The organism is Parabacteroides acidifaciens (assembly GCF_003363715.1).
Lineage (GTDB): Bacteria > Bacteroidota > Bacteroidia > Bacteroidales > Tannerellaceae > Parabacteroides > Parabacteroides acidifaciens.
Genome location: NZ_QREV01000013.1, coordinates 1 through 20,276, shown reverse-complemented (window position 1 = coordinate 20,276; position 20,276 = coordinate 1). Strand labels below are relative to the sequence as shown.

Sequence of the window (20,276 nt, the reverse complement as noted above, 5' to 3'; positions counted from 1 at the left end):
GTTTATTTAAGTTTGTTCCCACCAGAAATGGTAAGTTGCTTTCATTCTTTCCTGATCTCCCAAATAGATTGTAGTTCCGAAATTAATAAGTTGAATGGCTATAATTAGGAGGAAAGCCGCTGTATGTAAAATGCTCTTACCTCCGTATTTACACAGATATACCAGTAGATAGGAAAACACAATAATATTCATATTGACAAAAAACAAGAATGGTCTTTGTAAAGCATGGTTACCTACAAGCAACAAATTTATGCAGCTACCTATAAAATACAAGTTATAATATATCTTTATATTTGAAGAAGAAAATGTGTCTTTAACTTTATTGCTGTATAATATAAGTATGATATTTAGTAGGAAAATAAGCCATGTCCGTGGTCCGTATACATAATCTTCGTCAAGAGTCAAAACACTCTCTACGTTATTGTATCTGTCCCCTAATCCGATTAAATTTAAAATAACATCGATGTTCTTTAAGTATTGGCTCCATATTGAGACCCCACTTAACAGTAAAGACATAAACAGCAATGAGAGTTGCAAAGGTATATTTCTAAAAAGATCCTTTTCCGATTTGAAGATAAAATATAAAGGTAACAGCAGGAGCGCTGTTCTATGAAGGGTATATCCTGCTGCTATGCATAACATATAAGGGATGAACTTTTTTTGTTTGATAAATGGAACTGCGTATACAAACAGGCACCAGACTAATGACTGCCTGATAACGCTCATCCATCCTAAAAAAGCTCCTGACATTATCATGAATGCCAGAAATGGAAAAAGATATCCTTCTTTTCGGAAGGTATAATAGATTAGAAATATTTGAAGAAAAGCAATCAAGCTGAAATAAAAAGAATAGTGTATACCGGATTCTGCCATGAGTTGGGTGATCAGTTTGAACCCGACTTCCAGATCATCTCTGACAACAGAATGGTGTGAATATCCGTCGTAGATTTCTAAATAACTCTCATAATCGTTGCCCACATCATATCTGACTCCGAAAAGCAAAGCAAAGCAAATAATGGGTAGTAAAAAATCAACATTAAACCAAGCTGTTCTGATATTTCTGTCTCCACAGCTCCTTTTCATGTAAATATAGCCGGAAAGGATCATAATCAACATTAATGATGAATATACATATGTCGTTTGGAACATATTATATTTGTTCTGATAATGTATGGTAGATACTTCTTAAACCAGAATAGCAATTTGCATACAATTTACTTTTTTGCAATAGTAAATAATGTATTGCAAAGTATAGATTTACGTGATTCCGTGCAGAAGTAAATGTGTAAAGTTTTTTATCCAGCAATGTAAATTGCTGGATATCGTTGAATTTATATCCTATTTCCAGCAAATAACGGATTCTATAAAGATGGTAGGATAGTACATACCCTGAATAAACACCAATTTTTATAAGGTATTGATAGCACCAATCGTTAGAGAACATAATATTTTTCAAAAGATGTTCGGATATTCTGGGGTGTGAATTGGATTCATTATTCAGGCAGTAATTGTAACAGGAAGAAGAAACTGAGCTGAATCTTTTCGCTTGAGACACCAATTGAACCAGCAACATTCTGTCTTCAGCATTTGTCATACCTGGATAGGCTGCAGGCGAATAGTCTCTAAACAAATTTACCGAATAAATATTCCCCCATAAAGTATAGGGTAGTTTTCGCTTCAGAAATAACGTTTGTATTTCTTCAGATGAACTGTTGATTTGTATTTGACGGGTTCTTATCCTTTCAGATTGACCGTTATTGATAATCGTATATCCTCCGAATACAATATCGGAATGATCTGCAGTTATTTTATCATAAAGGATTTGAAAGGCGTTTTTAGGAAAATAATCGTCAGCATCGCTAAAAGTGATGTATTTACCTTGTGCTTTTTGATAACCGCTTTCTCGGGCGGACATTGTCCCCCCATTTTTTTCTTTATTGATGATGACAATACGGTTGTCTCTCCGTGCATATGCCATCGCTATTTTCAGAGAATTATCCGAACTGGCATCGTTGACTATCATTACCTCAAAGTTGTCAAATGTCTGTTGTCTGATAGAGTCTAAACAGCGAGGGAGCCATTTCGCCGCATTATATACAGGAATGATGATACTGATATCTGGTCTAATAATGATACTCATGTGCTTGATTTACAGCTTTAGTAATACGTTTAAAGTTCCATTTCCTTATTTTGGATAATAAATTCTCAGGCAATGATTGCTTGATTATCCCTTTTATTTGGTGGCTGATTATGAATTTATAATATTCCAGCTTCCATTGGGGGGTATGCGAACGTCCGGATATAATACCGAATTCCCGTTCACGTGCAATTCTGTTTACAGATGACAAACCGTTTCGAGCATCGAAAACAGAGATTGTATGTGGAATATATTGGAATGTTTTTCTTTCTTTCAAGCAAGAGTAGAAGAAATCATAATCAGCACATATTTTATATTTTGTATTATAGTTCCGTTTTTTTAATAGGTCGGCTTTGACAAATGACGATTGGTGGCAAAAGATCATTCCATATTTTAACTTTTCAAGTTCTGCCGGTTGTCTGACATATTTTCCGAATGCGTAAATAAATTCGGTGTCACCGTATATGATATCGATATCAGATTCGGGTTCGGGTATGAATAATAAGTTTAGAGATGTATCACAGAAAAATGTGTCTCCGGCGTTCATGAAATTAATCCAGTCTCCAGTAGCCATACGAATACCTTTATTCATTGCATCATAAATACCTTTATCCGGTTCACTTACCCAATAAGATATTTTGTTTTGATACTTTTTAATGATATCGACAGTTCCATCGTTGCTTCCACCATCTATGACAATATATTCGATATTGGGATAAGTCTGGTTGATAACCGAAAGTATTGTTGGTTCAATGGAAGTAGCAGCATTGTATGAGACTGTGATAATTGTGATTTTTGAGTTACTTTCTTTCATATCAAATTATTGCCCCTGTTTTATATTTGAAGTAATACTTGTTGTATATTCCTAAATGCCATAATAGATTACGTATCTTCTCCCTCTTCCTGAATGCTTGTGGCTCGACCCGACGGTTACTGACTATTATTCTTGGATAAGGAGAATTGGGATATTTTTTTTCATTGTATGTCCATTGTTTTTTGTCGGCATATTTTTTATTCCAAGCATATTGCCATGGTCTGTCGCCAAATTGGGAGGGATCTCTGAAGGGAATAATTCCGTTTTTCCTGCAAGTTAGTGAGAATACGGATTGGTCTTCACGATGCTCGATGAAATCCACCGGATTCTTTTCTTGAGTGAATTGGTTTGGAGAGGCACAACGTTCATCTTGCATATAGTTTAGCCATTCCTCGATAATTTTTCTTGAAAAGTCATTCTTTTTAAGCAATATATAGCTGGCACAAATTTGATTGGAGGAAAGATCATCATGCCCCATGATGGAAAAAACTTCTTTTTTAGTCCATTGCCTTTCTAATAAAGGCAGTTCGAAAGGCATGACAGATATATCCTCTTTTTCCAGAACATCAATCAGACGACTTATTTTATTATCATAAAAAGCTCCGGAATCGCAGTAGAACAGATAGTCTCCTTCTTTTATTTGCGCCAGTGTTTTCAGAATAAAATAAGGTTTCCAGAGCCATAGGCCAGCTCCCCGGCGATAAGCGAAAATGCGTGAGTTTTTATGATAGAACTCTTTATCGATATCTTTGGGTGTATATTCTATCACCTTATCTGCTTTTCCTGTCTTGTAAGCTGTCAAGGTGTTATATTTCCTTTGTATCTCAAAATTAGCATCGGAGAAATTGATTGCAATTATATTGTGATTGTTATACATTTTGAAACTGTTAGCCGGTTATTATTTACTATAAATTCCATAATCCTTATTCATAATTATTTTAGTTAATTGTTTTCGCCCCATTATAACCTGGAAAAGGCAGACGACTGTGGGAAATAACAAAGCTCCTATAATTCCCATTTTCTCACATCCGTAATTGATAACAGGCAATGCCGAAATTGAAAAAAATAGATAGATAAGCATCTGTATTCTTACTTTACCTGTTCCGTTTATCAATGTGGTATAAACTCCTACCAATGTTTGTGCCAGCACATAAATAGCAACCATTGAAGATACAGATAGAGATATCTTGACGTCATTTCCTATCCACCATTTATATATTTGGTTTGAACAGATAAGCATGAACGCTGAAACAGGTAAGATAAAGATTAGCCACATTCTTTCCAGTTTACGATGTACTTGCTTCATCCATCTGAAGTCTTTTTTTGTATAGGCATCCGTGAAGGCGGACCAGAAAGGTGTTAATATAATAGTTGCGAACATATTCAGAGTGTTGAAGTATTTGTATGCTATATTGTATTCTGTTACAGCCTCAGGTCCTTTTACGCGAGAAATAATAATATTCATAAACTGATAAATAAACATCATCGCTATCATGATTATAAAAAATTGTCCGCCCAATCCTATTATATTTTTGGTCAGGGAAAAACGGATGAAACGGAAGGAGGGAGTTATAGGTTTGTACCTTTCTGTCCTGAATATAAAAAAGGAGACTATAAGCAGCAGGATACAAGGAATACCTGAAAAAGCGATAGCCAGGTTGACCAGATTTCCCGCTGTTGTTTTTGTCAGTACATAAATTGTAATAAAAGCAAGTACCTGCCCTCCTGTTTGTATGAGGGAAGCCATAGCCGGTTTTTGATCAGCCATAAGCATGGTGGTGAGGACACTCCCTACTATATTCAGGCAAAAAAAACAGGCCAGCAGGCCGAAAACCGTATGCAGTTCGGCGTTGTACTGCCTGTCTATAATCAATATCTCACTCCAATGGATATAGTGATTGGCAACAGTAATACCAATAAATATGAGTGTAAATAAAATTGATAAGACAGCATATGTCGTGCTCAAATATTCTTTTGCAGTCTGCATATCTCCCTTCGCTTTTGCTTCTGCAAAGCGATTTCGGAATCCATGTGCAAAGCCTAAGTCAAAGAAAGATAGCCAAGAGATAATGGAACTTAGTGTCAGCCAAATACCGTATTTAACGGTGTCAATGTATCCTATGGTTAGAGGTACAACTTGCAGGGATATTAATATACTAATGCATTTCAGCCCTAACGATGCAATTATATTTTTCTTTGCTAAAACAGTTCTTTCATTACCTTGTAAGAGGAAAGATTGAAATTTGCTTAGTAAATGCATGTTTATGAATTACTACCTGAGCCGATAATCGTTATTTATACACCCCGCAAAAATCCAATATCACCTTGTTCCCGTCGTAAGGCAAGGATTTGAATTCCTGGTGGGCGACGAGGAAAGCGACGATGTTGGCGCGGGCGTAGGCTTCCTGGTAGGGAGTCAGTTTGAAGACCGGGTGGTTGTGGACGTTTGGCTCAACGATCAGGATGTCGGTGTCGGCGGAGCGTTGGAGGACTTTGGTCGCGATGTATTTGGCAGGCGATTCGCGCAGGTCGTCGATGTTGGGCTTGAAGGCCAGTCCCATCAGAGCGACAATCGGCATGCGATGATGGTCCAGCAGAAAACGGAGAATGGCGTTTTCGATTTTTTCGGCACACCAGAAAGCCTTGTAGTTGTTGATCTCGCGGGCTTTCGAGATGAGCTGCGACTCATAGGGGAACTCCGAAGTCAGAAAATAGGGGTCTACTGCGATGCAATGGCCTCCAACGCCTGAGCCCGGTTGCAAGATGTTGACACGCGGATGCTTGTTGGCAAGCTCGATCAGCTCCCAAACGTTGATGCCCGCCTTGTCGCAGATAAGTGACAGTTCGTTGGCAAAGGCGATCTGCACGTCGCGTGAGGAGTTTTCTGTCAGCTTGCACATTTCCGCTGTCCGTGCATTTGTCCGGTGGAGAGTCCCTTTGACGAAAAGACTGTAGAACTGCACCGCCTTTTCGGTCGATTCCTTGTCGAGCCCGCCGATCACCCGGTCGTTGTGTACCAACTCGTATATTACGTTTCCCGGCAAGACACGCTCCGGACAGTAAGCGATGAACACTTTTCCCGTCAGCTCCGGGCGGAGAGCATAGATCAGATGTCCCATCTTCTCGGTCGTTCCGACAGGTGAGGTCGATTCGATCACGAACAAGTCTCCCTCCTTAAGTAAAGGTGCCACCATGCGCGTCGCCGCTTCGACATACGAGATGTCCGGTTCATGGTTCCCCTTGAACGGAGTCGGGACGACGACCAAGTAGACATCGCTTTCTTCGGGAATCCCCGAAGCCTTCAGTTTTCCCGTTTTGACTACCTCCGAGCACAATTCCTGCAAACCCGGTTCCACGATATGGATCACTCCCCGGTTTGTCATTTCCACTACTTTCGGATTCACATCTACGCCGATGACATCCACGCTGCTCCCGGCGGCTATGATTGCGGTAGGCAGGCCGATGTAGCCCAGCCCCATAAAACATACTTTCATTATTTGTATTTTTTCTAAAATCGTTTGACAAATTCTTTCCCCTTGAGCGATTCCTTTTTGCAGCCAGTCCTTTCGAACCAAATGCTTAAACCAACCCATATCAGGATGTCACCCGCGAATACGATATTGATATTCACGAATGACACCAGCAGGATATTCAGGCTGCTGAACAGGCAGGCAATGATGACGATGCTGATCATCGCTTTGTGCGGTGTCATTCCCATGTCGAGGAATTTATGGTGTATATGGTTGCGGTCCGGTTTGAACAGCGGTTTGTGGTTGCGTGCACGTACGATCATCACCCGTACAACGTCGAACATCGGCACGATCAGTGTCGAGAAAGCTACCACGATAGCTCCAGCGGAATAGTGGGCGATGTCAGGATTATAGGATGCATAGCGGACGGCGAGGAACACGAGGATATATCCTAACGTCAGACTCCCGGTATCGCCCATGAAGATTTTCCGTCCCTGTTTCACCTGTCCGAACACATTATAATAAAAGAAAGGGATTAATACACCTAATGTGGCGAACGACAGCATGGCGTATATCCACATCCCGTTTATCAGGAAGAGGCTTCCGAGCACCAGCAATGCCGACCCGCTCAGTCCCGAAGCCAGCCCGTCGATCCCGTCGATCAGGTTGATGGCGTTGGTGATAAACACGATCACAAGGATGGTGAGTGGAATCCCGATCCAGGGCGCCAGCTCGTAAACCCCGAACAATCCGTACAAGTTATTGATCCACAATCCCGACAATGGTAGCAGCAGGGCTGCCACTATCTGTATCATGAACTTGGTCGTATAGCGCATTCCCACCAAGTCGTCTTTGAGTCCGGCAAGGTACAGCAGGATAACGCCGCATGCCAGTAGGTAGAACTCCGACAATATATGTGTGAACAACCATTGCGGAATCTGGTATCCGTATAAATAGCCCGTACAGTAAAGGGCGGAGACGAACGATACGGAGAACAGGATCGCCGGAGCGAAACACAGTCCGCCTAATCTCGGTATGGCTCCCTCGTGTATCTTTCTGCTGTCAGGCATATCGAACAGCCGTTTCTTCAGTGCCACGACCAATATCCTCGGAATTATCACCATGGACATCAGGACGGAAATCAGAAAGGCTAATAAAATCAAAAGGTATATCATATTTCATCAATCAGGTTTGTATGCGACAAAGTTCGTCAGTCACATAGAAATGTTCTGGCGATTGTCTGCTTCTCTTTTAGCTTGGGAAGTAACAAGAGGAGGGGAAAAAACGTTTTCTTTTTTGAGTGTAATTGTGCTATTTTAGAAACCATTTCCTAAAAAATCATTGTGCTGAAAGGATGGAAAATGTGGAGGAATAATGAGGGTTGGACGTTATATTTCATTCATTATACCTTGATTGTATCCGGATTAAAGAACGTTAAGAAAAGTGAGCTTGAATAATAGGTAATAACACAATAAGCCGCTATGTCCGGTGAAGAGAAGGACATAGCGGCTAATTTATGATAATTGCTTGAAATCTTACTATCAGAACTGTTCGATATTCAGATCCGCTGCCAGCATATCGGGGATAGCTGCTGCGAAAGCTTTGAAGTGATCGGAGTTCGCGTGGAAATCAAAGGCGGCATCGTCTTTGTATTCTTCATAAAAAATGAATGATTTGGAGTCAAAGGGTGACTGGTAGAGGTTATAACTGATATTGCCGGCTTCCTGGCGCGTCGCGTCGACCAGTGTTTTGGCAACATCGACAAATGCGGCCTCTTGTCCTTCTTTCACCAATACACGGCAAACAATCGTTTTCTTCTCTTTCTGTGGTGAAACAGTCTTTTCCGTACTTGCCTGGGTGGTTTCACCTTGCTTTGCATTGCCACTGCATGAAATACAAAATGCGACCATCATGATGGTCGACAAAAATCCAACAATCTTTTTCATTTGACTAATAATTAGAAATATAAAATCAGAATATCAGCGCAAATATACTGTGATATTTGGAAATATATATTAAAATGATATTGCATTTTTCTCTCCTTTGCAACTAATAGCGAAGTGCTGCGTCTTATGTAGAAAAAAGAAAAGTTATGAGAGTAGAGAAAGAACGTGAACAGGCGTTTTTGGCTTTGGTAAAAGAATATAGGAGGCTTATTTATAAAGTTTGCTATCTCTATGCCAAGGATGAAGAGCATTTGAAGGATTTGCATCAGGAGGTGTTGGTCAACTTATGGCAGGGGTTTGGCAGTTTCAAGGGAGATGCCAAGATCTCGTCGTGGATTTATCGCGTGAGCTTGAACACCTGTATTTCATTCCATCGCAAACACGATAAGATCACGGACACGCTGCCGTTGGAAAACCTGTTCGGGCTCGTATCGGAAGAGGATGAAAAGGCGGCATACCTGCGTGAGATGTATCAGCTTATCAGTCAGTTAAACCGTTTGGAAAAAGCCATTATCATGTTGTGGCTGGATGAACGGTCGTATGAGGAGATTGCCGAAATCACCGGATTATCGCGCAACAATATCGCTTCTAAATTGAAGCGTATCAAAGAGAAATTAAACGTATTAGCAAATCAATAGAAAGGAATAATCATGGAACTGGAAGATTTAAAAAAAGGGTGGAGAGAGATCGATGAACATATCGACCGGATGGATGAGAATAATGAAATGGCACAAAGAGTTGTGAGGGAACATATTGTTTCAGTCCGTGAACGATTGAAAAACAGATTCAGGATGATGACCTTGCTATGCCTGATGGCTCCGGGTGTTATCAACCTTCTTTTTCTGGAGATCGATGGTATTGGCTCGTGGACGAAGTTTGCTTTTCTGTTTTTCTTTATTGTGATGGCAATTCATAAAGGTTTTCTGTGGAGAGGCCTGGCAAAGACGGATTATAAATGGATGACGAGCAAGGAAGCCCTGATTTCGACTTTCAAACTGGAAAAGTTCCAGAAAGTGGGTATCCTGATCGGTTTTCCTTTAGCTTTGGTCGTAATAGCCTTATTCATGCTGGACCTGTACAGGGCGCAAGAAATGTATGCCTTCTATGGTGCCTGCTGCGGAATGGTTGTCGGTTTCTTCGCCGGCTTTCGCGTGCAAAGACGTATCAGAAAGGAATTTCAGCAGTTGCGTGGCGCACTGGAAGAGGAATTAAGTTAAGAGTTCGGCCGATTTCCTAAACACAAAAAAGGCTGTCAATCTTTCGATTGGCAGCCTTCGTTGCGGAAGCGGGGGGATTCGAACCCCCGGTACCCTTGCGAGTACGTCAGTTTAGCAAACTGGTGGTTTCAGCCACTCACCCACACTTCCATGGGCTTCGCGCTTCATTTCCTTGAATTGCGCTGCAAAGATAGGCTGAAGTTTTTGAATATACAAAGCATTTTGACGATATTTTTTAAGAAAAAGGTGTTACTTTTGTGCCCGGTTCTGATATTCAGAGAATTATTAAGTGAAATATGAGTGGAAAAAAGTTTTCGAAGCGAACAGTTATTATAGGAATCCTGTCTTTTATCGTCCTGTTGCTGGCGGGAACGGGCTTTTGGGCCTACCGTCTGTTACTGGCGCCGGATTTCGCACCGCGCAATACCGTGTATGTATATATCGACACCCGCAAAGATTTTGATGATCTCTGCCGTCAGTTGCAAGATTCTGCCGGATGTCGGCGCATCGGAAGCTTCAAACAACTTGCCGGTATGCTGAAATACCCTGCAAATATGCGTACCGGGCGTTATGCCGTGGAGCCGGGCATGAACAATCTGACGTTGCTTAACGACCTGCGTCGGGGGCATCAGGTGGCAACCCGCATTACTTTTAATAATATCCGTTTTAAGAAGGACCTGGTAGAACGGCTCTCGGAGCAGTTGATGATAGGAGAGGACGAATTGCTCCACCTGCTTACTGATTCCGCCTATTGTGACTCGCTGGGTTTCACGACCGAAACGATCAATACGCTGTTTATTCCCAATACATATGAGGTGTATTGGAATATATCAGCCGACAAGTTGATGCAGCGGATGAAACGCGAATATAACAATTTCTGGACTGACGCCCGTCTTGCCAAAGCGAAAGCCATCGGGTTGACACCGGCGGAAGTTTCTATCCTTGCCTCTATCGTGGAGGAAGAAACGGCGGCGTCAGACGAATATCCGATTGTGGCCGGACTGTATCTAAACCGCCTTCACCGGGGAATTCCCCTTCAGGCTGATCCGACTGTAAAGTTCGCTATCGGTGATTTCTCGCTGCAACGCATCCTTTTCGAACATCTGGAGGTTGATTCTCCTTATAATACTTACAAACACACCGGGTTGCCGCCCGGACCGCTTCGCATCCCGACAATCAAGGGGTTGGATGCCGTTTTGAATTATATGCAGCATAATTACTTGTATATGTGTGCGAAGGAAGATTTTTCCGGGCGTCATAACTTTGCCGCCACCCTTGCCGAGCATAACCGCAACGCCAATCGCTATCGGGCGGAATTGAATAGACGGAAGATCCGGTAGGCATGAAAAAAAAGTTTCATGCCCATGAAACTTTTGTTCCATGAGGAAGAAACTAAAGTTCCATGCCGATGAAACTAAATCCAATTGCGGAGATATTATTGCGGATATAGGTAAAAGTCTTATCTTTGTAGGTTAGATAACACAGAAAAATCGATTAAAAACAAATAAACATTACATGGAAAAACATCTATTTTTAGGGGATGAGGCAATCGCGCAAGCTGCTATAGATGCAGGCTTGTCCGGTGTTTATGCCTATCCGGGAACCCCTTCGACCGAAATAACCGAGTATATCCAGGGATCGGCCGTGGCAAAGGAAAGAGGCATCCACTGCCGCTGGAGCGCAAATGAGAAAACAGCGATGGAAGCCGCTTTAGGTATGAGCTATGCCGGTAAGCGCGCGTTGTGCTGTATGAAACATGTGGGGCTGAACGTGGCTGCCGACTGTTTCATGAATGCAGCCATGAGCGGTATCAATGGCGGTATGATCATCATAACTGCCGACGACCCTTCCATGCACTCTTCCCAGAACGAACAGGACAACCGTATGTTCGGCAATTTCGCCATGATCCCGATGCTCGAGCCGTCCAGCCAGCAAGAGGCTTACGATATGGTATATGAAGGGTTCGAACTTTCCGAAAAGTTGGGCTATCCGGTTCTGGTCCGCATCACAACCCGTATGGCTCATTCTCGCGCAGGCGTGGTTACCCGCGCACAGAAGCCTGAAAACGAAATGCATACGCCCGAAGACGGCCGCCAGCGTTTCATCCTCCTTCCGGCTCTTGCCCGCAAACGTTTCAAGACGTTGATCGCAGCACAAGATACATTTGTCGCTTCTTCCGAAGCCTCTTCCTATAACAAGTATTTCGATGCTCCCAATAAGGAATTGGGAATCATTACGACCGGTATCGCGTTCAACTACCTTTCGGAAAACTATCCGGACGGGTTTGAACATCCGGTGCTGAAGATCAGCCAGTATCCGCTGCCCCGCAAGATGGTGGAAAAGATTATGAGCGAATGCAAGGAAATCCTCGTACTCGAAGAAGGTTATCCGGTGGTGGAAGAACAACTGAAAGGATTCCTCGGTATCGGCGTTACGGTACATGGACGCCTGGACGGCACGCTGCAACGCGATGGCGAGCTGACGCCCGATGCTGTAGGCAAGGCATTGGGTAAAGAGATTGCCGGCTACTATGCCACTCCGGAAGTTGTGGAACAGCGTCCGCCTGCATTATGCCAGGGTTGCGGACACCGTGACGTGTATGAAGCGCTCAACGAAGTCTTGGCCGAATATAAGGGTGCGAAGGTGTTCGGCGATATCGGCTGTTACACGCTGGGAGCTTTGCCTCCTTTCCGTGCGATCGATACCTGTATCGACATGGGAGCTTCCGTCACGATGGCGAAAGGTGCGTCCGATGCGGGTGTTTTCCCGGCTGTATCGGTGATCGGCGACTCGACGTTCACGCACTCCGGTATGACCGGCCTGCTGGATTGTGTCAATGAAAATACAAATATCACGATCGTAATTTCCGATAACGAGACGACTGCCATGACAGGCGGACAGGATTCTGCGGGAACAGGACGGCTGGAATCGATCTGTGCCGGTATCGGCGTAGACCCGGCTCACATCCGTGTGATGATTCCGTTGAAGAAGAATTACGAAGAGATGAAGACGATCATCCGCGAAGAGATCGAGTATAAAGGCGTATCGGTGCTGATCCCGCGTCGCGAGTGTATCCAGACATTAACAAGAAAGAAAAAAGCAAGCAAGAAATGAAAGCAGATATCATATTATCCGGTGTGGGAGGACAGGGCATCCTCTCCATCGCTGCCGTTATCGGAGAAGCCGCATTGAAAGAGGGCCTGTATATGAAGCAGGCCGAAGTACACGGAATGAGCCAGCGTGGTGGCGACGTACAGTCGAACCTCCGCCTCTCAGACCAGCCGATTGCTTCCGACCTGATCCCGCAGGGACACGCCGACCTGATCATTTCGCTCGAGCCGATGGAGGCGCTTCGCTACTTGCCGTACTTGAAAAAGGACGGATGGTTAGTGACGAACTCGCAGCCGTTTATTAACATTCCCAACTATCCGGAGATGGAGAAGGTGAACGGAGAACTGGACAAACTGCCGCATAAAGTGGTGCTGGATGTGGAGGCCATTGCCAAGGAAGTGGGTTCCGTACGTGCAGCCAATATCGTGATGCTGGGCGCCGCCGCTCCTTTCATCGGTATTGAATATGACAAGATTGCCGACGGCATCCGCCGTATTTTCGGACGCAAAGGGGAAGAGATCGTGGAGATGAACCTCAAAGCGTTGAAAGCCGGCTACGATGTAGCACAAAGCATGCAATAACATGGGGTGCGACCCGTAAGGGCCGCACTTCTTTAAACACAAATAATATGAAGAAGTACTTATTCCTTTCCTTTTTTGCTCTCCTTGCTTTCGTCTTGAAGGCGCAGGATGAGAGTGGTGACATCGTCAAGGTGGGCGAGCAGATGCCGGCTTTTACGATTGTGAACGATAATGGAACCGAGACGCCTTCCTCTTCTCTGAAAGGGAAAGTGGTGTTGGTGAACTTCTTTGCCACTTGGTGTCCGCCCTGCCAGAAAGAGCTGGCTGAGGTGCAGAAGACGCTTTGGCCGAAATACAAGGACAACAAGGATTTCGCCATGCTGGTAATCGGCCGTGAGCATTCGGATGCGGAGTTGCAGAAGTATAACGAAAAGAAAGGTTTTACCTTCCCTCTTTATCCGGACAAGAACCGTGCGGTGTATGGCGCTTTCGCCAACAGCCTCATTCCGCGCAGCTATTTGGTGGATAAGACCGGTAAAGTCATTTACGCTACAAAAGGCTATACAGACGAAGAGTTTGCCGAGCTGATGAAGAAGATTGAAACGGCTTTAAAATAAAAGATATGGAATACAGTCATGTGCATATAGTTTATTTTTCTCCGACGCATACATCGGCTAAAACAGCTTATGCGATCGCAGAAGGATTGGATGGAGAGGTCCTGCTGGAATCCGATATTACATACGGATTGCCGGAAGAACCGGTAGAGATCGCCGGTGACGAGCTGACGATTGTGGCTGTCCCTGTGTATGGGGGACGTGTGGCGGAAACAGCTATGGAACGTCTTCGCGCGTTTAGTGCACATCAGGCTCCCGTCGTTCCGGTTGTCGTCTATGGCAACCGCGATTATGAGGATGCCTTGAAAGAATTGTCCGATACGCTGACCGTTGCAGGTTTTGTCCCAGTTTCTGCCGGCGCTTTTATCGGCGAACACTCGTTCAGCCGGAAGGATATGCCGATTGCAGCCGAACGTCCTGATGAAGCCGACCATGAGTTAGCTACCCGTTTCGGACGCGAAATCAGGATGAAATTGCAGCAGGCGGAAAGCCTTTCCGACCTGAAGCCGCTCGAGGTGAAAGGAAATTACCCCTATAAGGTGAAAGGTCCGTCTACGCCGCAAGCTCCTGTGACGAACGAAGACCTGTGTACGCAATGCGAATATTGCATAGATGTCTGTCCGGTTTCTGCCATTTCGATTGTCGACGACCGGATGTTCAGTGATCCGGCGATCTGTATCAAATGTTGCGCCTGCGTGAAGGAATGTCCGGAGGCGGCCCGCACGTTCGACACTCCTTATACGGCGATGCTGCACAAGAACTTTAGCGCCCGTCGCGAACCGGAATTGTTTATTTGATTTTCTAAAATATCAACTTGTAGCCGATTCCCCGGATGTTCAGTATCTGAACGGTGGGATCGGCTTTTAGTTTTTTACGGAGCTTGGTGATAAAGACGTCCATGCTGCGGGCGTTGAAAAACGTATCGTCTCCCCAAAGTTCGAGCAGGACAGGTTTGCGGTGCAACACGTCGTTGGCATGCTGGCACAACATACGGAGAATTTCCGCTTCCCGGTGGGAAAGGGTTTCCGTATGGTCGTCCATTTGTAAAGTCTGGTGCGGATAGTGAAATGTGTATTGTCCGATCGTATAAACATCCGCCTGCTTAACGGTGGAAGCCTGTATGGGACGGTGCAGCAAGGCCTGGATGCGGACGATCAATTCCTCCATGTCGAAAGGCTTCTTCAGGTAGTCGTTTCCTCCCAAATGGAAACCTGTCACCAGATCGTCGACCGAAGAACGGGCAGTCAGGAACAGAATTGGCGTTTTGCTGTCGGTCTGCCGGATCATTTTGGCAAGGCTGAAGCCGTCCAGTTGGGGCATCATGACGTCTAACACGAGGATGTCCGGCTTTTGTCGGTGGTAACATTCGAGTGCTTCGTTACCGTTGGCGGCCAGGGTGATCCGAAACTCCTGGCGGCTTTCGAGGCTGTCTTTTATAATCTTAGCCAATGTTATTTCGTCTTCTGCTAATAATATATGTATCATTTCCGGATGGGTATTAAGAGTGTGAATGTACTTCCTTGCCGTTCCTTGCTTTGAAGAGTGATGCTGCCGCCGTGCCGCTCTACGATGTCTTTGACGTAACTGAGTCCGAGTCCGAAGCCTTTTACGTCGTGGATATTGCCTTTCGAGACACGGTAGAAACGTTCGAACACGCGCGATTGCTGGGCTTGCGGGATGCCGATGCCATTATCCGTGACACTGAGTTGCAGCCATTCTTCGCTTTCGCGTGCCCGGATGTCGATATCGACGCTTGTTCCCGAATATTTGATGGCGTTGTCCAGCAGGTTGCTGATCATGTTCGTGAAATGCAGCTTATCGGCATATATTGCAATCTCTTCCGGTTGCATATCCAGATGGAAGCGTACTTCTTTATTTGCCTTTAGCGTAAATTGGCGGATCAGGCTGTCCATAAGCGGGCGGAGCTGGAATGTCTCTTTCTGCAAACGGAAATTCTTGCGTTCGTCCACTGCCATGCTGAGTATCTTCTCCACTAATCCCGACAGGTGTTTAAGCTGCTGGCGGCAAAGGGTGAAGTATTCCTCGCGCGTATCTTTCTGTTCTACGAAATTGAAGGTTTGCAGTGCGTCAATGGCCGAGTAGGTGATGGTGATCGGCGTCTTCAACTCGTGTGTCATGTTGTTGACGAAGTCATTCTTGATCTGTGCGATTGTCTTTTGCCGGAGGATTGTCCGGATCAGATAGGTATAGCAAGCCGTCGTGATGGCCAGAAGCAGGAGAGAGGCAAAGAGCAGCGTACCCATTTCCCGGAAGACCGTTTTGTCCGGAGAGACGATGAAGCCTTGTATCCCGATGCTGTCGTCGGCATTCACGCCGATCTTCTGTGTCGGCATCAGCTGTGCCGGATTCTCGTTGTCAGGAAGGGAAGAGGCCAGCAAGGTGTCTTTTCCGATGGTGAAGTCTATAAAATGTGGGTTCCGTATGCCTTCCTGCCGGAGATAGGTTCCCCACAGGCTGTCTAACTTCTGGATGTCTACCGGTGATAATCCGTTTATAGCCTGCCAGATGCCTTTGAAGGCCATGCGCATCATAGGGGTGTTTTCAGGTTTGTATAAGCCGAAGACAGTACTGTCGGCTGTTGTCTCAACCTTTAAACTGGTGCGATTATAGACTCTTCGGGGCTTTTGCCGGGAAGATGCGTGCGAGGTGCTGTCGAGTGAGAAAGTAAATTCGATCTGCCCGTGAGGTGCATCGTGAGCTGTGTCTTTCTCTAATGTTTCCAAGCGGAAGGTCAGGTCTTCGTTTATGGCCTGCTGAAGGGTTTCGTTGATCCGGCTTTGGAAGTGTTTCTTTTCAATCCGGTAACTGTTCCAAAGCCAGTAACCCTGGAAAAGGAATGTCCCCAGAACCGAAAGTGTAACGAAAACCAATATGAGCCGCATCCGTAGTTTCATCGAGGCAAATATACAACTGATCTCAAAACCTTTTCTGCCCGGTAACACTAAATAACAGAACAAAATATTATCTTTGCCTCTATCCTTATTTGTTTAATATCTACTAATACCCCTGTATCAAATGAAGACACGCGTATTAATTTTGCTATCGTTGCTTTGCAGTTTATCACTCAGTGCCCAAATCCGCTTAGAGGGCTATAGGCAAGCCGACGTAAATCCTGAATTACTGGCGGGGCGCTGGAAAGCGCGCTGGATCTCCATGCCCGGTGAACCGGCTAATGTATATGGTGTTTACCATATGCGTAAGACATTCGATCTGGTCGAAGTGCCGTCACGTTTTATCGTCCATGCGACGGCGGATAACCGTTATAAACTCTACGTGAACGGACAGTTCGTTTCGCTCGGGCCGTCGCGCGGGGATATCTATAACTGGAATTTTGAGACAGTCGACCTTGCCCCTTATCTGAAAAAGGGAAAGAATGTGCTGGCTGCTGTTGTCTGGAATTATGCCGAACAGAAACCGGTCGCGCAGATCAGTTTTAATCAGACTGGATTCTTGTTGCAAGGAAATACGGATGCGGAAGCAGTTGTTAATACCGGTGATTCATGGCTTTGTATGAAGAATGAAGCCTATGCGCCTTGGCACAAACCTGTGTTGGGTTATTATGTGGCAGGTCCCGGCGAACTGCTTGCTGCTGCCAAATATCCTTGGGGGTGGGAGCAACCGGGTTACGATGATAGCCGTTGGCAGAAAGCCCGTTCCGGTATCAAGGGAGGGGCGAAAGGTTCGCGCGACTATCCCGGCCGCCTGCTCGTTCCCTGTCCGATCCCTCCGATGGATATGCAGCCGGAACGTTTCGAAGCTGTCCGCATAGCCGAAGGGGTGAAAGCTCCTGCCGGTTTCCTGAAGAGTAAAACATCCCTGACGGTCCCTGCCAACAGTAAAGTGCGTCTGCTGTTAGATAACGGGAAGCTGACGACGGGCTATCTTTCTCTTTTGTTCAGCAAAGGCAAAGAGGCCGAGATTGCGATCGGTTATGCCGAAGGGCTTTATGAGGGAGAGGAGAAAAGCACGACCAAGTCTTATTCGCTTCCGGAAAAGGGAAACCGGGATGAGGTGAAGGGTAAAAGGCTGATCGGTTACGAAGACAAGGTGATTGCCGACGGCGGTGAGGGGCGCAATTTTACCACCCTTTGGTGGCGCACATGGCGGTATGTGGATCTGACGATCTCTACGGCTTCCGAACCATTGGTGCTGGAAGATGTATATGGCACTTTCTCTGCTTATCCGTTCCGTCGCGAGATCGCATTCTCCGCTCCCGGACATGAGGATTTGAATAAGATGTTGGATATCGGCTGGCGTACGGCACGGCTTTGTGCGAACGAGACGTATATGGATTGCCCGTATTACGAGCAGTTGCAGTATTTCGGTGATACACGTATCCAGGCAATGATTACCTTATATAATACGCATGATGCCTATATGGTGAAGAATGCAATCGAGCAGGGACGCCAGTCTATCGTGGCGGATGGGATTACGATGAGCCGTTATCCGTCCAGTCTGCACCAGTTTATTTCTTCTTTCTCCTTGTGGTGGATCTGTATGGGACATGATTATTGGATGTACCGGGGAGATGAAACCTATATGAAGACCTTGTTGCCTGCCTACCGGGGAGTACTTTCATGGTATGAGCAGTGGCTGAAGCCGGATCACAGCTTAGGGTATGTACCTCACTGGTTTTTTGCTGATTGGTCCGCCGGTTTTGAGTCTGGCGAGCCTGTGCGCGAGAAAGAGGGTAATTCTTCTTTCCAGGACTTGATGTATATCCTGACACTCGAATCGGCTGCCGAAATGGAACGGGCTTTTGGTATTCCGTCAATGGCGGACCACTATACGGAGATTGCTTCCGCCATCCGCGCTACGATCCGTTCCAAGTATTGGGATGAAGCGCACGGCCTGTTTGCCGATACCTATGACCACCGCAGTTTCTCGCAGCATGTCAATTCGTTGGCTATCCTGGCTGGAATTGTTACAGGTGACGAAGCTGTCGCCGTTATGAAGCGTACTTTGAGCGATACCTCCCTGATCCAGGCGACAATCTATTTCCGTTATTATGTACATCAGGCATTGAAAGCGGCGGGGATGGGTGACCAGTTGCTCGACAACTTGCAAATCTGGCGTGATCAGATGGCGCTTGGCTTGACGACTTGGGCAGAAATGCCCGAGCCGACCCGTTCGGACTGCCATGCTTGGGGAGCCAGCCCGAACATCGAGTTCTTCCGTATCCTGTTGGGTATCGACAGCAAGGCTCCTGGATTTAAGGAAGTTCGTATCGCTCCGTCGTTAGGTGACTTGAAAGAAGTATCCGGAACAATGCCGCATCCGGCAGGCAGTGTTACCGCTGCTTATAAGATCGGTAAGGATGGAAAACTGACTGCCCGCCTTGTATTGCCTTCCGGTACCACCGGAGTGTTTGTCTGGAATGGGAAAGAATATAAACTCAAATCGGGAGAACAGGTGTTGACGGTGGAATAGGGGGAACTAAGGATAAAAATGATGTAATTTAGGGGGGCTTATTGTAAAAACCTCCTTTTTGCCTCTCGCGCGTCCTCCAAAAGCGAACAAATGTTAATCCGCATTTCCACCGTCAAAAAGGGACTTTTTCCTCTTTTTTGAGTGTTTTCAGTAATTACGACCGTCCTCTTTGCCGTCACGACCGTGCTAATGTGTAGTGCACTCGGCACCTCGCGAAGATTAGGACGGTCGTAATGGCGATTATGACCGTCCTAATTGGAAAGAGGACCGTTTTCATGGCAAAAAACACCCTGAATTTCCTTGGGATATTTGGAACGCCGTCCGTTTTGTTTTCAAATATTCGATTCTCCGGGAGTTAAGGTTTTCCACTTTGTCGGCTTATCCGGCATTCGGCAATCAAAAAGAACGCTTTTTGGAATTGCCCCGGCACCTCATTTCTCCCGTTGTCAGAAATAAAGTCCAATCCCGTACAAATAGTCAATCCAAAACGGATCAACTTTTCAGGTGAAATAGAAAAACGGCTGAAAAGGGGGTTATTGTATAATTTGATTATTTCTTTTCCCCTCTTTTTGGGGTCCCTCTGCCTCACGATCCCGTACCGACAGAAAGGAAGCGGAGTCATGCCTCCCTCCCCTGTCCCGTACATTATATAGTAATAGGAATCCTTGATTTTCCAGCCGTTTCGATAGTTGAAAAAAAGTTTCCCCCGTAACTCACAGCATTTCAGCGCATCCCGCAAACCTGTTGCATTCCGATGAAAAAATAGTTGCAAAAAGATTTGGAAGTTATGTTGTAGGGCAGTACTTTTGCACCCGCATTCGAGAGAGAACGGCAGTAGTCAACATGATGAACGAAGGTAGTCCGAGTAGGGGATGAGGTTAGCGATGCTAAGCAAAATTCCAACCGCCGGAGCACTTGAAAAAAAACTTTTCAAATTTTCTTCCGAAACATTTGGTAGTTTAGAAAAAGTCCTTACCTTTGCAGCCGCAATCGCA

18 protein-coding genes and 1 tRNA gene are annotated in these 20,276 nt (G+C 45.4%); 8 read left to right on the top strand and 11 right to left on the bottom strand.

Going from position 1 to position 20,276, the window contains the following annotated elements; all coding sequences use genetic code 11:
• Positions 1-6 precede the first annotated feature (6 nt).
• From DWU89_RS07600 to DWU89_RS07565, 8 genes are all read right to left on the bottom strand, one after another.
• Positions 7-1,149, bottom strand: a complete 1,143-nt coding sequence (locus DWU89_RS07600) for an EpsG family protein (RefSeq protein ID WP_115499046.1) — start codon at positions 1,147-1,149, stop codon at positions 7-9.
• Between the two features lies 1 nt (position 1,150).
• The gene (locus DWU89_RS07595; RefSeq protein WP_115499045.1) at positions 1,151-2,140 is read right to left on the bottom strand and encodes a glycosyltransferase family 2 protein; all 990 of its coding nucleotides are present in this window, start codon (positions 2,138-2,140) and stop codon (positions 1,151-1,153) included.
• Positions 2,124-2,951 carry a glycosyltransferase family 2 protein gene (locus DWU89_RS07590; RefSeq protein ID WP_115499044.1) on the bottom strand — a complete coding sequence of 276 codons (828 nt, stop codon included), beginning with the start codon at positions 2,949-2,951 and terminating at the stop codon, positions 2,124-2,126. The genes DWU89_RS07595 and DWU89_RS07590 overlap by 17 nt, the downstream gene beginning before the upstream one ends.
• A gap of 1 nt (position 2,952) precedes the next feature.
• Positions 2,953-3,828, bottom strand: a complete 876-nt coding sequence (locus DWU89_RS07585) for a hypothetical protein (RefSeq protein WP_115499043.1) — start codon at positions 3,826-3,828, stop codon at positions 2,953-2,955.
• A gap of 21 nt (positions 3,829-3,849) precedes the next feature.
• The gene (locus DWU89_RS07580) at positions 3,850-5,211 is read right to left on the bottom strand and encodes a lipopolysaccharide biosynthesis protein (protein WP_115499042.1); all 1,362 of its coding nucleotides are present in this window, start codon (positions 5,209-5,211) and stop codon (positions 3,850-3,852) included.
• Between the two features lie 31 nt (positions 5,212-5,242).
• Complete coding sequence (wecC, locus tag DWU89_RS07575; protein ID WP_115499041.1) at positions 5,243-6,445, bottom strand: UDP-N-acetyl-D-mannosamine dehydrogenase; 1,203 nt, start codon at positions 6,443-6,445, stop codon at positions 5,243-5,245.
• 14 nt (positions 6,446-6,459) lie between these two features.
• Positions 6,460-7,596 (bottom strand): MraY family glycosyltransferase, encoded by a 1,137-nt coding sequence (locus DWU89_RS07570; protein ID WP_115499040.1) that lies wholly within the window; start codon positions 7,594-7,596, stop codon positions 6,460-6,462.
• 366 nt (positions 7,597-7,962) lie between these two features.
• A complete protein-coding gene (locus DWU89_RS07565) occupies positions 7,963-8,367 on the bottom strand; it encodes a putative quinol monooxygenase (protein WP_244205874.1) in 405 nt (134 codons plus the stop codon).
• Positions 8,368-8,513: 146 nt separating this feature from the next.
• On the opposite strand from DWU89_RS07565, the gene DWU89_RS07560 reads away from it, so the two are divergent.
• A complete protein-coding gene (locus DWU89_RS07560) occupies positions 8,514-9,005 on the top strand; it encodes an RNA polymerase sigma factor (RefSeq protein WP_115499039.1) in 492 nt (163 codons plus the stop codon).
• A gap of 12 nt (positions 9,006-9,017) precedes the next feature.
• On the top strand, positions 9,018-9,584 hold the full coding sequence (locus DWU89_RS07555; RefSeq protein WP_115499038.1) for a hypothetical protein: 567 nt from the start codon (positions 9,018-9,020) through the stop codon (positions 9,582-9,584).
• Positions 9,585-9,647: 63 nt separating this feature from the next.
• Here DWU89_RS07555 and DWU89_RS07550 read toward each other — a convergent pair.
• A tRNA-Ser gene (locus DWU89_RS07550) sits at positions 9,648-9,734 on the bottom strand.
• Positions 9,735-9,880: 146 nt separating this feature from the next.
• Here DWU89_RS07550 and mltG point away from each other — a divergent pair.
• From mltG to DWU89_RS07525, 5 genes are all read left to right on the top strand, one after another.
• Entirely contained in the window at positions 9,881-10,924 is a 1,044-nt protein-coding gene (gene mltG / locus DWU89_RS07545; RefSeq protein WP_115499037.1) for an endolytic transglycosylase MltG, read from the top strand.
• A 175-nt stretch (positions 10,925-11,099) separates the two neighbouring features.
• The gene (locus DWU89_RS07540; protein ID WP_115499036.1) at positions 11,100-12,698 is read left to right on the top strand and encodes a thiamine pyrophosphate-dependent enzyme; all 1,599 of its coding nucleotides are present in this window, start codon (positions 11,100-11,102) and stop codon (positions 12,696-12,698) included.
• The gene (locus DWU89_RS07535) at positions 12,695-13,276 is read left to right on the top strand and encodes an indolepyruvate oxidoreductase subunit beta (RefSeq protein WP_115499035.1); all 582 of its coding nucleotides are present in this window, start codon (positions 12,695-12,697) and stop codon (positions 13,274-13,276) included. The genes DWU89_RS07540 and DWU89_RS07535 overlap by 4 nt, the downstream gene beginning before the upstream one ends.
• Before the next feature lie 47 nt (positions 13,277-13,323).
• The gene (locus DWU89_RS07530) at positions 13,324-13,833 is read left to right on the top strand and encodes a TlpA family protein disulfide reductase (protein WP_115499034.1); all 510 of its coding nucleotides are present in this window, start codon (positions 13,324-13,326) and stop codon (positions 13,831-13,833) included.
• 5 nt (positions 13,834-13,838) lie between these two features.
• Entirely contained in the window at positions 13,839-14,627 is a 789-nt protein-coding gene (locus tag DWU89_RS07525; protein WP_115499033.1) for a 4Fe-4S binding protein, read from the top strand.
• Positions 14,628-14,631: 4 nt separating this feature from the next.
• Here DWU89_RS07525 and DWU89_RS07520 read toward each other — a convergent pair whose 3' ends face one another.
• Both DWU89_RS07520 and DWU89_RS07515 read right to left on the bottom strand, forming a co-directional pair.
• Positions 14,632-15,315 carry a response regulator transcription factor gene (locus DWU89_RS07520; protein WP_115499032.1) on the bottom strand — a complete coding sequence of 228 codons (684 nt, stop codon included), beginning with the start codon at positions 15,313-15,315 and terminating at the stop codon, positions 14,632-14,634.
• Positions 15,312-16,745, bottom strand: coding sequence for a sensor histidine kinase (locus tag DWU89_RS07515; protein WP_244205873.1), 1,434 nt, complete (start codon positions 16,743-16,745; stop codon positions 15,312-15,314). The genes DWU89_RS07520 and DWU89_RS07515 overlap by 4 nt, the downstream gene beginning before the upstream one ends.
• Positions 16,746-16,866: 121 nt before the next feature.
• Here DWU89_RS07515 and DWU89_RS07510 point away from each other — a divergent pair, with 121 nt between their 5' ends.
• Positions 16,867-19,281 (top strand): alpha-L-rhamnosidase-related protein, encoded by a 2,415-nt coding sequence (locus DWU89_RS07510; RefSeq protein ID WP_115499031.1) that lies wholly within the window; start codon positions 16,867-16,869, stop codon positions 19,279-19,281.
• The last annotated feature ends 995 nt before the right edge of the window (positions 19,282-20,276 follow it).

Bases quoted from the DNA above. Each gene is read 5' to 3' on its own strand.
- DWU89_RS07530 (WP_115499034.1), top strand. From the start codon at position 13,324: ATGAAGAAGTACTTATTCCTTTCCTTTTTTGCTCTCCTTGCTTTCGTC.
- wecC (WP_115499041.1), bottom strand. From the start codon at position 6,445: ATGAAAGTATGTTTTATGGGGCTGGGCTACATCGGCCTGCCTACCGCA.
- DWU89_RS07555 (WP_115499038.1), top strand. From the start codon at position 9,018: ATGGAACTGGAAGATTTAAAAAAAGGGTGGAGAGAGATCGATGAACAT.
- DWU89_RS07525 (WP_115499033.1), top strand. From the start codon at position 13,839: ATGGAATACAGTCATGTGCATATAGTTTATTTTTCTCCGACGCATACA.
- DWU89_RS07520 (WP_115499032.1), bottom strand. From the start codon at position 15,315: ATGATACATATATTATTAGCAGAAGACGAAATAACATTGGCTAAGATT.
- DWU89_RS07590 (WP_115499044.1), bottom strand. From the start codon at position 2,951: ATGAAAGAAAGTAACTCAAAAATCACAATTATCACAGTCTCATACAAT.
- DWU89_RS07585 (WP_115499043.1), bottom strand. From the start codon at position 3,828: ATGTATAACAATCACAATATAATTGCAATCAATTTCTCCGATGCTAAT.
- DWU89_RS07570 (WP_115499040.1), bottom strand. From the start codon at position 7,596: ATGATATACCTTTTGATTTTATTAGCCTTTCTGATTTCCGTCCTGATG.
- DWU89_RS07515 (WP_244205873.1), bottom strand. From the start codon at position 16,745: ATGAAACTACGGATGCGGCTCATATTGGTTTTCGTTACACTTTCGGTT.
- DWU89_RS07565 (WP_244205874.1), bottom strand. From the start codon at position 8,367: ATGAAAAAGATTGTTGGATTTTTGTCGACCATCATGATGGTCGCATTT.
- DWU89_RS07560 (WP_115499039.1), top strand. From the start codon at position 8,514: ATGAGAGTAGAGAAAGAACGTGAACAGGCGTTTTTGGCTTTGGTAAAA.
- DWU89_RS07595 (WP_115499045.1), bottom strand. From the start codon at position 2,140: ATGAGTATCATTATTAGACCAGATATCAGTATCATCATTCCTGTATAT.
- DWU89_RS07510 (WP_115499031.1), top strand. From the start codon at position 16,867: ATGAAGACACGCGTATTAATTTTGCTATCGTTGCTTTGCAGTTTATCA.
- DWU89_RS07540 (WP_115499036.1), top strand. From the start codon at position 11,100: ATGGAAAAACATCTATTTTTAGGGGATGAGGCAATCGCGCAAGCTGCT.
- mltG (WP_115499037.1), top strand. From the start codon at position 9,881: ATGAGTGGAAAAAAGTTTTCGAAGCGAACAGTTATTATAGGAATCCTG.
- DWU89_RS07580 (WP_115499042.1), bottom strand. From the start codon at position 5,211: ATGCATTTACTAAGCAAATTTCAATCTTTCCTCTTACAAGGTAATGAA.
- DWU89_RS07600 (WP_115499046.1), bottom strand. From the start codon at position 1,149: ATGTTCCAAACGACATATGTATATTCATCATTAATGTTGATTATGATC.
- DWU89_RS07535 (WP_115499035.1), top strand. From the start codon at position 12,695: ATGAAAGCAGATATCATATTATCCGGTGTGGGAGGACAGGGCATCCTC.